Here is a 12,213-nt window from a genome sequence, read left to right on the forward strand (position 1 = left end):
TCACTCCTTCATGCAGTTTTTCCTGTCTTTGATTTTGGTGTAGTATCAAATGCGTCAATCAAATGCTCGTAAACCGCATCAAATGTCAGGATACCGACACGTCCGTCTAAATCCTGGAATAGACATTGTCCATTTTCTAACTTTGCCACAATCTTTATATTATCGTCAGTTTCCTCCAAATCCAAGAAATTTAAGACACGTTTAATCTCATGGTTTTCTGTCGTTTTAAAACAGAATTTATAAGTAATAGCATTTTTAATTCCATCACCCTTCAAATCAGTTACAGAATGCCCGATAAAGATACACCCGGCATTGAGAGAACGTCCCATTCTTGCAAGCGCATTCATCAGCTTAATTCCCATCTGTGTGGACGACAATGCCCATGACTCATCAAATAAAACCAACTTAAAAATACTCTTGTCGGACATTGCAAACTTCTTTGCAAAGCTTGCAATCGGAAGCATAAGCACAGAAGATAAGATTTCTTCTTGGGTATAATCTTCCTTTGGTGTACTCGGCTCCGGCATTTGTAAATTTTGTATCTGTAAAATGTTAAGCCGTTTTTTAAAGCTCAATCCCTTTTCCTTTCCGGTTCCAAACAAAAGCTTTGCCATTCCCGCTTCACGGATGACGGTAATTTTTCTTGCCAGTAAGCTTGCTGTTGCTTTTAATTCGTCCTCATGTGAAAAGCTTTTTAAACAATCTGCCAATGCAGACATGCATGGGTTTTCATTTTCCTTTACCCATTTAATTGCTTCCAGTAGGACTGTATATTCCGGATCCTTCGGCTGTATTTTAAAGAGTTCACAGATAATGTTTTGTGCAAGCTCTCCGGCTTCCGACATATTGTCTCGATAGATTAGGAAAGGATCTAGTTTCCCAACATCTTCCTCGCCCGCAGAAAGCGTAATAATACTAATATTTTCCGAAAGCTCCGGAAGATCATAAATCCAGTTCGAACGTTCTCCCTTTGGATCGAAAATTAACGCTGCTCCTCCGTAAAGAACATTTAGGTACGCTAACAGGTTCGCATTAAAGGATTTACCACCGCCTAAAGTACCTAAGAATGCTGCTGATGCAGAACGGTTTAAAAGACAAGCTCTAGCCAAATTTAAAAAGACCTGATGCATATTTACACCCGTGGTTCCGACGAACGGCCCTTCCGTATCTCCCAGCATCCTTGTAGCAGCAAACATGGAACCGGCTACTGTCTGCGGCGGCAACGGCAATACATAATCGGATACATAACGACCGGCTCCCGGAATGAATTCCATGAAAAGCTTAAATTGGTCGGTCATAGGCCGTTCTATCATAAAATTAGCATCCTCATAACGCTGCTTGATAAACGTAGCCTTATCTTCTAAAATATTTGCATCTTCGTTAGCAATACAAATGGCAATGGATACTTCCGTCAAAGGATCTCTTGCTTTTTTTAATTCTGACTCCAATTCATCCGTACTTTGTGATGCCTCAAACAAATCGTCCGGCACACTGTCGTTTTCTGCTACATGCTCTATCTGACTTTTAATTTCCCGCCGTTTTCCGGAAATCTTACGAATGGATTCTCGAAACTCTACGGTCTTAATGTGCATACAAACCTCACATGCTACCGAATAGTCCTGTAAAATTAGGAGCCACTCACTTCCGGGAAAAACGAGTCCATCTGGTATATGCGCCATCGTGAGAAACGTCTGATAAGACACCTTACCGTCACTGTTTGTTACTTTGACATATTTATATGACGGTTCAATCATTCCTTCTGTCAAGGTTAAAATATCTCGTTTTAAAGGACGAATTGCTTTTTCACCGTCCTTAATCACAATCTGTTTTTTAGGTTTCCAACCGGTTCCATCTTTATTTTTTCTTAACGATACGGATTCAGAAATACCACGGCGCAGCATTCGCTTGATTAGCCATTGCGTCGTTGCTGCATCTGTCTTTATAAGCCCGAGTCGCTTATTTTCTTCTCGATACCAAGCTTCTGCCGCTTCTTCAAATGACTTTTTTTCACTGAGCAAGATTTCTCTTCGCTCTACTCCTAGAAACTCCTCCAATGTTTTTATCGGCCTTTTAAAAAGCTGATCCACCATCTCACTCATCGTTGGTTGTTTAGATATTTTAACAATAACATAGACCTCATAATCATTGCTGCTTCCATTTATCTTAACCATATCATCAAGGTAGAGCTTCGATTCAATCGCATGTTCTTTTGCAGATTCACACAATGGATCATCCTTAGATAAAGAATTGATAAGACTTGCATAATGCTCTTCCGTATCCTGTGCAACCGGAATCATCAATATTTTTACTTCTGAACCAACATTAGCAATGAATCTTGTCAATCGATTCAGCATATTAATTTTACGTTCTGTCGATAAAAAATCGTAATTGAAGCATTTGACTTTATAGCAGGCCCAGCAGTCTTTATTCTGCTCGTTAAAAATCAAGTTGTCTTCATAGTATTTCACCGGGAATTGGTACATCTCTGCTTCCCCTTTCTGCTTTTCTTAGATTTTCTTTCAAACACTAATTCTTCTGTTAAATTGATGATTTCATGAGTACGAAAAACCACAGGAGAAAATTTCCCCTGTGGGTATGTTTTTACTGCTTGAAATCGAGCAATTTTCTTTGGCAACCCTATGTAATCCAGATAACCAATCAAGAACATATGTGGCAATTTCCCATCGAATTTTTTCTTGGTTAGGAATTTCATAAGTCCATAAGGTATTACCAAATATCTTATGAAAAACGGAATTGTATTTAAAAACGGGAGCACCTTAAGAAGTAATAGTGTAAATAGAAATCCTATGACTAAATAGATCAGTTCGTCCGGATTAATCGGAAACGGAAGCCGTATGTTATCAATTGCATAGACCTTTCGTTCGAACTTCCAAGCTTTATTATACGTTCGCAGTAATAGCTTATCTTCCATATGACATCACCCTTTTATTTAAAAATAATATTAAACATTGCTTCTCCAATTGAGGATAACTTCTCCGGATTTTTAATCACAACCAGTATCATACTTCCGATTAATACAAAGATTCCGCAAGGTATCCATGCTTTTTTAATGAGGTATTTCACAGCCATAAATGCGACGATAGCCAATGCAACCCACCATATCTGTCCCATAGCCCATTCCCCGAAATTCTGACCAACGCTAGTTGCATCGGCAAATACGGTTGCAGTTGATGCAATCACTGTTAAAACGATTAATTCTGCCGTTCTCAATACACTTCTTTTCTTTTCATTCAATGTATGTTTCATTTTTTCCCTCCATAATCGGTTGATTCAAAGCAGTCAACCGTCTAAATCATTAAATATATAACGTATACCTACTAAATTTCTAATCGATTTTGGATTGCATCAAAGCGGCCGTGTACTGATCATCTTGATATAGTATCTTCCTTTTGCAGCTTGCAGCCTTAAAAACAATCTCTGCTGCATCGGCTGCATTTCATCCAATACCGTAATCGTAGCATCCACCAAATACTCTTTGCTCTGTGGATCCTGATATGCAGTTATGTAATCGATCTTTTTATACTGCACGGTCCCTTCAATGCCCGCAGTTACATTACTTCCACTCGACAGGTAATACGATAATTCTGTTTTACTTCCTTCGTAATATGCAACGAAAAAACTATTTAAAGTATCTTTGATACGCTGCACTTGCTTTGTTGCTACCTGCTCACCATCATAAGAGTCTACCGGATCAATGCTTGCTGCTCTTATCTCGGGGACATACGATGGAAGAGAAGTTACTGCATAACCCCCATATTTATTCATAGTCACCGGCACACGAAGATAAATGTTTTTCTGTGTTGCACTTGTCCCTTCCGCAAGTGGCGTATAGGATACAACCAAATGGACATCAATATCCATTTGTGTATCACTCAGATAATGAATTTGTGTTGCAGTCGCTTGTTTTACAGTTGCTGCTACCTCTCCTGCAACAGGAGCTTTATATTCCAAATTCTTTGCTAAATAATTTGAGATTCGATCCTCATAATCACTATTCATTTTTCCGGAAAAGGTATAGTATTCATAAGCAAAGCTTTCGGCAAAGGATGCAGCCCGGATCTGGTTTGTTTCCCGCAGTTCTGCCTTCTGCTGATAATCGGTTACGATCTTTTCCAACCTCACTTCACTTCCAGGAGATAAAATTCCAACCACACCTTTCACCAATAAAAAAAGAATCACTACCCAAAGCAGGATTCTTCCTAATTTCATTAAGCGATCATTTCGTATTTTTTGAATCGCTTCTGAACTTTCTTTTGTTTCTTCTTCCCTTTTATTTTTCTTTTGAAATTTCAAATAAACTCCTCCTTTCAAAACCCTTGAAACTCAAATTCTTCGTCCTCTTCATAATCATCCTCAAATTCTTCCTCGATTTCTTCTTCATAGCTGTTATCCTCATCAATTTCATATTTACGATTACTTTGTTCTAGTAGCATCTCTCCAATTTGATAATTGCCCGGAACTAGACTTCTATCACTAAAATTAAATGCCTGAAATTCGTAGGTGTCTGCCCCTACAGAATACAAAAAACGTCCCAACGTATCACCCATCTGGCTGGCTTTTGTATTGCCAAGCACCATTTCTGACGCGTGCTTATCCACCATTCGCCCGCTAATACGGATTGGTAGGTTATTTTTAATCTGGCCAGGGATGACCTGTGCATCCGGACGCTGGGTTCCAAGAATCATATTGATCCCAGCAGCTCTTGCCAATCTCGCCAGAGATGCCATTTCTTTTTCGATTTCAAGATAGATCTTCTGATCCGATTTTTGAAGTCCTGTTTTATCCAGCATTTCCGAAACTTCATCACAGAAAGCGACGATTCTGCATAGTACCCGGTTCGGGTGAAGCTCATTATATTCGGCCAGGTTCTTTACGTTACATTCCCGAAACAGCTTTAAACGTAACTTCATTTCTTTTACAAGTACTTTCAAAATTTCCAAAGCTCTTTGACGTTCGGTGACAACTTCACCGAACTGCTCATATTCCCTGCCGAACTCAACACCACCTTTAAAGTCGAACATATAAATTTTTGCGCCTTTTTTTACACATTGCCAGAGCAAGCAGCGCAAATTTACGGATTTTCCGGAACCTGTTACACCGGCAATTAATGCATGTGGGTATTTGTTCAAGTCAATGACTGCTTCATCCAAAAGACCTTGCCCTAAGCAAAGCAGCCAATCCTTCTCCTTGATGTAATCATCAGACCATGGAAGATTTTCGCTAATTGCTATCTCTGCCGGCACAGCATGCAGCCGGACGACTTGCTTGCTCTTTTTCGCATTCTCAATTTTAAGGATATTGCAATCCAGAACATTTTCCAGTTCTGTTTTACGAGTCTCCCACACTTGAAGCTCTATAGATGGAGAAAAAAAGGAATAAATCACCTTTTTCCCATCCTCCGTCTTTTCCTTTTCTTTGAATTTTGGATAAGAACCGTCTTTCCCACAAAATTTAATTTGTGCAAATTTCTGCTCAAAATCTTCTGATTTTTCATCATTTGTACCAATGATATAAAGAAAAAGAATCGGTAAAACCGGTACAAGCAAAAGTGCAATTTTCAAAATATGAAATTCCTGATTGGGAATAAAATGCTGTGCAATGTTTGCCCGTAAATAAAAAATTGCTCCACTAACTAGTGTAACAATCACAAATAAAACCATCATCCCTTGTTCTTTTAATATTTTCTTTGCTCCTTCTCCAACACCTTTAAAAAAGTTAATTAGATAATTACCAACCAATTCAAGCTGCTGATCGCCTTTGTCAAGATTCGATTTCGCCACTTACCTCGCCCCTTTCTTCGTTCCATTCCTCTCCCAAATATAAATTTGTTGTCTTTGGAGCATTATGCCCAAGTTGTTTTCCAACTGCCCGTCTGGCTGCTGTCTTTGTACTTCCTAAACTCCTCTCCTTCCGAAATCGTTCTCTAGCATTAATGCGGCGCAAATCATGCGTTTCCATTCCATATTCTCCAGCTTTTTTCATCATATAGCTTGCAGAATAGAAAAGCGTATCATGTGCTTCAAATTGCCCCATATACGCCAACAAATGCTCTTTAAGGTATAAATCCTCAATCACTTCTACTTTTCTCTGTTTACGGCCTTTTCCGTTTCTTACATTTAAATAAATTCTCCCTTCTTCATCAAAATGAATGTCTTTTTTACTGAGATTCGAAATTTCACTGATACGAAGTCCTGATTTTTCTTGCAAACGGAATGCAAGCTTCAGCTTTTCATTCTCAATTCGATTAAATTTTTTTAAATAGGTTTTCTCTGAATAATTAAGCTTCTTGGCTGATTTATTTTTAGGTTGCATCTGCCGCAGCCTTTCCAATGGCTCACCGTAAAGTAAAATTTTCGGGCTACCAAGTACATCTCGTTCATATTTTTTAATCGCAGTGATATATTTTGCAATTTGCTGATTTCCATCACACAACTTGCGGATCACTTTTTCTAATGCTTCAGCTGATGAATGACCTTCCTCGTAATTTTCTTCTAGCTCTCTAATTTTATGTAAGTATCCACTTCTAGTCTTTTCAGAAAGTTTGTTTCTTTTTACCTGATCTCTTAATACCTCATCATACACCTGAAGGTTAAACATTACGCTCTCCTCCTCTTTGGTTTCTGAGAACCCAAAGTTCCTCCGTCTCGATACAACATCAATTCCTCCGCAGTGAGTTTATATTCCTTTACCGGCGCAGCGGGGGTTCTTTTTTCTTTTCTCCTTTTAATCTCTTGTCTCACTTGATACCTCCCTTATTAAAAAAATATATTATATTGTCCAAGCAGCACAGCACTCAGCACCGCGCAAACGGCAACCTCGCCTAAACTTCCTGTTCGAATTGGTAGGATATGCTGCCGTTTTTTTGATATTGGCCAAAGCCACATGATTCCTTGTATATTTAAAGTATCTAATATTAAATGGGACAACATACCAGGAACAAAGCCCTGTTTAAATAGTATCGCAAGATGCAGCTGCGGTGATCCTCCAAACCAGATCGGAATTCCCGCAGAAAGCAGGATCCAGATAAGTAGTATAAAAACCGGCGTATGTAAAAAGCCCCGGTGCTTAAACAAGCCCGAAGCTACTTCTGCTGCAATTGGAGCCTTATGTCCAATCCAGCTTTGTCTATGATCGATGTCCAGAAACAGTGATCCTAAAACAGCCCCTGTCACTACTGTAGTTTGCTGCACCGGATCACTGATTCCTGTTGCTGATATAACTGCGAACCCCGCAGCTACACCACCTAATGAATGTGTTATATAATTCAATGTGCCCACTCCTTTAATTTTTTTTATCTTGCCAAATAATATGTCACTTGTTATCTCTAAAAATTTTGTACTAAGTTATTTGGTCTTAGCTCCCAAACGTCATTCATACTAAATCCATAACCGCCTAAAAATTCTATTAATTTAATATAAATATGTCCGTTAAAAATAGTAGCTTCCAGTCTACTTTCAGAATCCGCAATATATCTATCTACAAATTCTTCTAAATCATTAGTATCTACCCATATACATAATTCCCTATTTCCGTCATATTCTACAACAGTTTCATTATCTTGATGCGCCAGTACCCACTTCCAAAATTCTTGTATAATTCCTTTTTGAAAACCATCCATGAGCTTTGCCCTTTCTTTTTTTATATTTTTAGTTTTCTTGAGGAAGTTCCATTCCTGCTATTTTCATTTTATTAATTACAACATCCTCAAAATAAACTCGTTTTCCCTCTATTTTTCTCATTGCTCTTTCATATCTTTTTACATTTTTTCTAAGTTCAACATATTGTTTTTCCGCTTTTTTTCGTTCTTCATTTGCACGTATCACTTCTTTTTTTAAAGCATTAGCTTTATCCATATCAGATGAATCCTTATATTTAAGCATTTTATAAAACATACTGCGTATAATACTTTCTTTAAGCATATTGTTAGTTTCTTGGTCTATTTCTTGTCGTTTTGGATTAAAGACTGTTACCATCTGCCATACACCGTGATATCTTAATTCATATGCCCTAATAAGCCCTACGTGGTTAGGCTTATATTTTTCCCAATCACCAATCTTATTTAATAAAGCATCTGATACTACAAGATAATTATAATGTCCATACCATGATTTTTTAGCACTTGATTTCAAGTCTTGTACGGTGACTTTAATTTCATAACAACGTATAATGCCTTTGCTATCCATTGTCATAAAATCCACTATTTCATCACCATAACCATTATTTACAAAACCTATGGTAATTTCTTCACAACCATAAATTCTTTTATCCCTGCACATTTCATTTAGTGCTTTTTCTATTCCCAACGTCTCTTTACGTTTTGCCATTTCACTTCCCCTGTAAATTCTAACTTACCTTATTGGTGGCTCTGCATTATCTACAAATGCTTTACATCCTTTACATTTTTCTAATACTTCCTCTGTTGAGGGTTCACAAAGTCCATAACAGAATTTTCTATTGTCAGTTGGGCCGTATTCACACGTTGAGATTATTGCTTTTTTACAATCTTCATCAAGTGGTTTGCCTCTTAGTTTGGCTCGTCCTTTAAAATTTTTCATATCTTTTCTTTACCTCCGTAAATTCTAATTTACCAGTTCACTAATTCTGGATTATCAATGATATTTCCAATTACTTTGGCATACTCCTCCAGCCGTCCAATGGGCATATCCGGTAAGTTTCTTCCGGAAGCGTAAAAGCCTACACTGTCCATAAAGCATTTGTCTATTGGACAATAAGCTTGATATACCCCATACCTTATAACTAAGTTATTAGCAAGGACTTGTCCTCCTATATGACTTTCAATAATATCTCCTTCAAATACTTCTTGGCCAGATATATCACATTTGCATGTATATCGCCCTACTGTTTCAGGTGCAACCATTATTTCGCCTATGTAAACTGATGAATTTATGTAATTATCTGCTGATAAATATCCATACACCCACGTGCCGTTTAAATGCTTGTTTACATTTATTGCGTGAATATGCTTACCTCTAAATTCATTTTCTCTCATAATTCCTCTTATCATCCTCGCTACATTTTCCTTCAGTAATTTTGTTTATAGGAATATTTTTTTAATATTCACTAAGCGCATCGATAACAACGCATTTTTGTCGATTACGTTCACGTTGTATTTGATATAACCCTGCTAATTTTAAACCTATAGGCTTATATCTTTTATCTGCTTGTTCAACTGTTATTGTTTCTTTCTCCATTGCCTTACAAATGCTATTTACTCTTTTTTGCAAACGTAAAATTTCAAATTCAATACTTTGATCACTTGACCAATTACGATGCTGTTCCAAATATGTATCAAGTTTAATATTCATCTTAATCGCTCCCACTATAAACTCTGATTTAATTATTTTTATTAATTGTTACGGTTTCCATTTCTTGTGAAACTGTTCCCCCAAATATATTTTTCCCTTTAGCTTCAACCATGACTATAATTTTAGATGTTTGTTCATCTTTTTCAGTTCCAGTTACCGTTATCTCAGAAAAATAATTAAAGTGGTTATGTACCCGATCTTTAATTTTAGTTGCTGTTCCTTCAGTCAAATATCCGTCTTTTTTAATATTTTCAGTCTCATTAGAAATAACTTTATCTACGAAGGGCGCAAAGTCCTTACATTCTTTTGCTGCTTTATAAGTATTAAACCCTGCTGATAATGTTAAAAAACATATTAGTATTAATAGAATTTTTTTCATTATTATTTCCTCATTAAGTTTAAGTTTGAGCTCACTTCTTCAATTTCATAGTTTTTTATATAACCAAACCTAAGAAATGCTTTTTCTGCACTACTTTCTGCCACTTTACGATTCTTATATACTTTAGTATTTTCAGTAATTATGTTCTCACAAATTGGATATTCTTCTCCTTAACAAATATATTTCTTCCCGATCCAATACCCGTAACTATTAGAAATCCTACTAAACCTTTCTGTATTTAGGTAAATCACATATCCCATTTTAATTACCTCGTAAGTTTTACTTTTATTTGCTAAACTCTATAACTGAAACATCATCCTGAAGAGGTGTCTCCGCTACACTTATAATAGGTCTGCTCACAACTGTTAATCCATCAACTGCGTAGCAACCTCTATAACCTTCCAACCATACTGACAACGTTCCGCATACTTCCTGCGGCTCTGTTATTACACTAAACGTCTTATCTCTATTTTTTTCAGACACATAGTATTTATCATTCATTTTTACCTTGTCATATTTTTTTATTGTTTCTTCGTTCATATTTTTCACCTCTAAAATTTTGATTTGTAAATAGAAAACCTCAAAGGCATTAACTTTGAGGTTCTTGTTAAAATATTTGGAATTATTTTTCTTTTTATATTGACATTTACGTTACGTAAATGTATAATAATATTATAGAAAGGGGGTAAAAATGAGTAAGAAAAAATCAAAGAAAAAAGAGCCTTTACCAACAATATTGCTTCTGACAGCAACCATCAACCTGATTATCGCAATAATCACTTTGATAAGAGATTTTAGGTAAAAGCTCTATAGAGGGGAAATCCACTCCCCTCTAATCCCACTATATAAAATCTTACTCATTAAGTCAATATGCTGATTATGTTACTCATACTAATTACTACCATGAACACAGCCAACTTATTTTTCGACTTTGGTAAATATTATACCATAGCGATAATCACATTATCCATTGCTGCAACTCTCCTTGCATGGAAAGATTGGAGGTCAAGTCGTGGAAACAAAGCCAATTAAGTTGTCTCCAAAGAAAGGTGGAAATGGTTATGTTTCTAGCTATTCCGTTAATCTTGGCATCAAGGAAGTTGTAGCATGTAATTTTCTTGATGAAACAGGTACTCCACTTGAAATTGAAAAAGTCATTGATACAGAAAAGAACCAAATTATCATTAGATTAAGAACTTAGAATTTATCTCTAATTTTTACATCGCGTCCAATAGGCGCGATGTCTTTATTTACTTCTAACTAATTATCTTATTTTACTGATTCAGCTAGCATATCAATCGCACAGTCTATCTCCGCATCATTATCAGAATCCCATCGAACACCTGCATTTTCAGCAATTAAGCGGAAATAATATCTTAATATTTTTTTTGCTTCTTCTTTCTTATCCATTTTCCATTCACTCCATATTGTTTAACTTCGTGCCAACTTGGCATGAAGTTAAATCTCTATAACAATTTTATAACGTGATGTGCTTATAATTATCAGAATTCAAATTATTCATTTCCTTCATCTATAACTTCATAGTCAAGCCCATGTAAAGTACAGGTGAGTTTTAATAGATTTATGCTTACATATCCCTTGTTTAAATTATTAATAATTGAGTACGGTATGGGTTTGTCAGAACTAATAATATAATCATTTAGACCTTCCATGTCTTCTATAGCCTCTATTTTAGCTGTATATTTCTTATTTTTTCCGCATTCTCCTTGTTTCAATTTTTCAAACCTCCATAAGTATAAACACCTACTCTTAATATTTTTAACTCTTTTCTTCATACTTTACACCAAGGGGCGCAAAGTTAATCTTTGGTTATTTCTTCTTCTCTATTTTCTTTAATAACTTATACTTGTCACAATCCACTGTAATTACTCTGACTGATTTGCCATCAATAAACTGCACATTAGTAAATCGACCAGCCTTACATACAATCCATTCTAATGTACGAAACGTAGACATATATTTCGGAAGTTGACTTGATTCAATTAACATTAAAAGTGCCTTTTTAAAATCATTGGAACGGAAATTCATAAAACGACCATTATTTGTAACAACACAGAGCTTTTTCCTAGCATCCTGCAAACTTAGTTTATCTATAAGCTGAACATATATATCAGCTAGGTTCTCAAGTCTCATTTCTGATTCATCAGTTCTGCTTTCCAAAAGTACCACCTCACATTATTCCTCTAATTTTAGGAGGTCTTCTAATCCATTGAATATCTTCCCTCCGTCATGCAATTAGAGGACACGGAGTGCGTACCCACCCTCCTACGACGGATTCCCGTCGTGTCCTCTAATTGCTTACCTTTGATTTATGCATTACTCCGAGGAAATATTTTCGCTTGCCCGTTACCGGTCATACTCACATATTTCCTCTTATAGACTCTTACTGGTAATATATATATTACTTTTACTGTTGTAACAAGAAAAAAACAACAATATCTTTACACTTGCAAGGCGGTAATATTA

At 36.3% G+C, this 12,213-nt stretch carries 19 protein-coding genes; 1 reads left to right on the plus strand and 18 read right to left on the minus strand.

All coding sequences use genetic code 11. From position 1 onward, the window contains the following. Positions 1-8: 8 nt before the first annotated feature. The 15 genes from I2490_RS00860 to I2490_RS00930 all read right to left on the minus strand — a co-directional run bounded on the left by I2490_RS00860 (position 9) and on the right by I2490_RS00930 (position 10,266). Positions 9-2,483, minus strand: a complete 2,475-nt coding sequence (locus I2490_RS00860; RefSeq protein ID WP_206457894.1) for an ATP-binding protein — start codon at positions 2,481-2,483, stop codon at positions 9-11. Next, positions 2,465-2,932 (minus strand): TcpE family conjugal transfer membrane protein, encoded by a 468-nt coding sequence (locus tag I2490_RS00865; protein WP_206457895.1) that lies wholly within the window; start codon positions 2,930-2,932, stop codon positions 2,465-2,467. The genes I2490_RS00860 and I2490_RS00865 overlap by 19 nt, the downstream gene beginning before the upstream one ends. A gap of 14 nt (positions 2,933-2,946) precedes the next feature. Then, positions 2,947-3,267, minus strand: a complete 321-nt coding sequence (locus tag I2490_RS00870; RefSeq protein WP_206457896.1) for a hypothetical protein — start codon at positions 3,265-3,267, stop codon at positions 2,947-2,949. Positions 3,268-3,366: 99 nt separating this feature from the next. Next, on the minus strand, positions 3,367-4,314 hold the full coding sequence (locus I2490_RS00875) for a conjugal transfer protein (protein ID WP_206457897.1): 948 nt from the start codon (positions 4,312-4,314) through the stop codon (positions 3,367-3,369). A 14-nt stretch (positions 4,315-4,328) separates the two neighbouring features. Then, entirely contained in the window at positions 4,329-5,801 is a 1,473-nt protein-coding gene (locus I2490_RS00880; RefSeq protein WP_206457898.1) for an FtsK/SpoIIIE domain-containing protein, read from the minus strand. Beyond that, positions 5,782-6,618: a tyrosine-type recombinase/integrase gene (locus tag I2490_RS00885; RefSeq protein ID WP_206457899.1), complete on the minus strand. Its 837-nt coding sequence runs from the start codon at positions 6,616-6,618 to the stop codon at positions 5,782-5,784. The genes I2490_RS00880 and I2490_RS00885 overlap by 20 nt, the downstream gene beginning before the upstream one ends. Beyond that, positions 6,618-6,761: a hypothetical protein gene (locus I2490_RS00890; RefSeq protein WP_206457900.1), complete on the minus strand. Its 144-nt coding sequence runs from the start codon at positions 6,759-6,761 to the stop codon at positions 6,618-6,620. The genes I2490_RS00885 and I2490_RS00890 overlap by 1 nt, the downstream gene beginning before the upstream one ends. A 15-nt stretch (positions 6,762-6,776) precedes the next feature. Then, complete coding sequence (locus I2490_RS00895; RefSeq protein ID WP_206457901.1) at positions 6,777-7,289, minus strand: metal-dependent hydrolase; 513 nt, start codon at positions 7,287-7,289, stop codon at positions 6,777-6,779. Between the two features lie 56 nt (positions 7,290-7,345). Then, complete coding sequence (locus I2490_RS00900; RefSeq protein ID WP_206457902.1) at positions 7,346-7,639, minus strand: hypothetical protein; 294 nt, start codon at positions 7,637-7,639, stop codon at positions 7,346-7,348. Positions 7,640-7,667: 28 nt separating this feature from the next. After that, positions 7,668-8,345 (minus strand): hypothetical protein, encoded by a 678-nt coding sequence (locus I2490_RS00905; RefSeq protein ID WP_206457903.1) that lies wholly within the window; start codon positions 8,343-8,345, stop codon positions 7,668-7,670. 24 nt (positions 8,346-8,369) lie between these two features. Then, a complete protein-coding gene (locus tag I2490_RS00910; RefSeq protein ID WP_206457904.1) occupies positions 8,370-8,576 on the minus strand; it encodes a hypothetical protein in 207 nt (68 codons plus the stop codon). A 29-nt stretch (positions 8,577-8,605) separates the two neighbouring features. Continuing rightward, complete coding sequence (locus I2490_RS00915; protein ID WP_206457905.1) at positions 8,606-9,031, minus strand: YopX family protein; 426 nt, start codon at positions 9,029-9,031, stop codon at positions 8,606-8,608. A gap of 61 nt (positions 9,032-9,092) precedes the next feature. Beyond that, positions 9,093-9,347: a hypothetical protein gene (locus tag I2490_RS00920; RefSeq protein ID WP_206457906.1), complete on the minus strand. Its 255-nt coding sequence runs from the start codon at positions 9,345-9,347 to the stop codon at positions 9,093-9,095. A gap of 28 nt (positions 9,348-9,375) precedes the next feature. Then, positions 9,376-9,726: a hypothetical protein gene (locus I2490_RS00925; RefSeq protein ID WP_206457907.1), complete on the minus strand. Its 351-nt coding sequence runs from the start codon at positions 9,724-9,726 to the stop codon at positions 9,376-9,378. Between the two features lie 285 nt (positions 9,727-10,011). After that, the gene (locus I2490_RS00930; RefSeq protein WP_206457908.1) at positions 10,012-10,266 is read right to left on the minus strand and encodes a hypothetical protein; all 255 of its coding nucleotides are present in this window, start codon (positions 10,264-10,266) and stop codon (positions 10,012-10,014) included. Positions 10,267-10,738: 472 nt separating this feature from the next. On the opposite strand from I2490_RS00930, the gene I2490_RS00935 reads away from it, so the two are divergent. Continuing rightward, on the plus strand, positions 10,739-10,927 hold the full coding sequence (locus tag I2490_RS00935; RefSeq protein WP_206457909.1) for a hypothetical protein: 189 nt from the start codon (positions 10,739-10,741) through the stop codon (positions 10,925-10,927). Positions 10,928-10,995: 68 nt separating this feature from the next. Here the strand turns inward: I2490_RS00935 and I2490_RS00940 are convergent, their stop codons facing one another. The 3 genes from I2490_RS00940 to I2490_RS00950 form a co-directional block, all read right to left on the minus strand. Further along, on the minus strand, positions 10,996-11,136 hold the full coding sequence (locus tag I2490_RS00940; RefSeq protein WP_206457910.1) for a hypothetical protein: 141 nt from the start codon (positions 11,134-11,136) through the stop codon (positions 10,996-10,998). Positions 11,137-11,240: 104 nt separating this feature from the next. Continuing rightward, positions 11,241-11,462, minus strand: coding sequence for a hypothetical protein (locus I2490_RS00945; RefSeq protein WP_206457911.1), 222 nt, complete (start codon positions 11,460-11,462; stop codon positions 11,241-11,243). 94 nt (positions 11,463-11,556) lie between these two features. Further along, positions 11,557-11,907 carry a hypothetical protein gene (locus I2490_RS00950; RefSeq protein WP_206457912.1) on the minus strand — a complete coding sequence of 117 codons (351 nt, stop codon included), beginning with the start codon at positions 11,905-11,907 and terminating at the stop codon, positions 11,557-11,559. Positions 11,908-12,213: the final 306 nt, after the last annotated feature.

This window comes from Anaerovorax sp. IOR16 (assembly GCF_017168145.1).
Lineage (GTDB): Bacteria > Bacillota > Clostridia > Peptostreptococcales > Anaerovoracaceae > IOR16.

Coding starts and splice junctions, on each gene's coding strand:
- I2490_RS00865 (WP_206457895.1), bottom strand. CDS start 2,932: ATGGAAGATAAGCTATTACTGCGAACGTATAATAAAGCTTGGAAGTTC.
- I2490_RS00905 (WP_206457903.1), bottom strand. CDS start 8,345: ATGGCAAAACGTAAAGAGACGTTGGGAATAGAAAAAGCACTAAATGAA.
- I2490_RS00940 (WP_206457910.1), bottom strand. CDS start 11,136: ATGGATAAGAAAGAAGAAGCAAAAAAAATATTAAGATATTATTTCCGC.
- I2490_RS00930 (WP_206457908.1), bottom strand. CDS start 10,266: ATGAACGAAGAAACAATAAAAAAATATGACAAGGTAAAAATGAATGAT.
- I2490_RS00900 (WP_206457902.1), bottom strand. CDS start 7,639: ATGGATGGTTTTCAAAAAGGAATTATACAAGAATTTTGGAAGTGGGTA.
- I2490_RS00885 (WP_206457899.1), bottom strand. CDS start 6,618: ATGTTTAACCTTCAGGTGTATGATGAGGTATTAAGAGATCAGGTAAAA.
- I2490_RS00860 (WP_206457894.1), bottom strand. CDS start 2,483: ATGTACCAATTCCCGGTGAAATACTATGAAGACAACTTGATTTTTAAC.
- I2490_RS00915 (WP_206457905.1), bottom strand. CDS start 9,031: ATGAGAGAAAATGAATTTAGAGGTAAGCATATTCACGCAATAAATGTA.
- I2490_RS00920 (WP_206457906.1), bottom strand. CDS start 9,347: ATGAATATTAAACTTGATACATATTTGGAACAGCATCGTAATTGGTCA.
- I2490_RS00870 (WP_206457896.1), bottom strand. CDS start 3,267: ATGAAACATACATTGAATGAAAAGAAAAGAAGTGTATTGAGAACGGCA.
- I2490_RS00910 (WP_206457904.1), bottom strand. CDS start 8,576: ATGAAAAATTTTAAAGGACGAGCCAAACTAAGAGGCAAACCACTTGAT.
- I2490_RS00925 (WP_206457907.1), bottom strand. CDS start 9,726: ATGAAAAAAATTCTATTAATACTAATATGTTTTTTAACATTATCAGCA.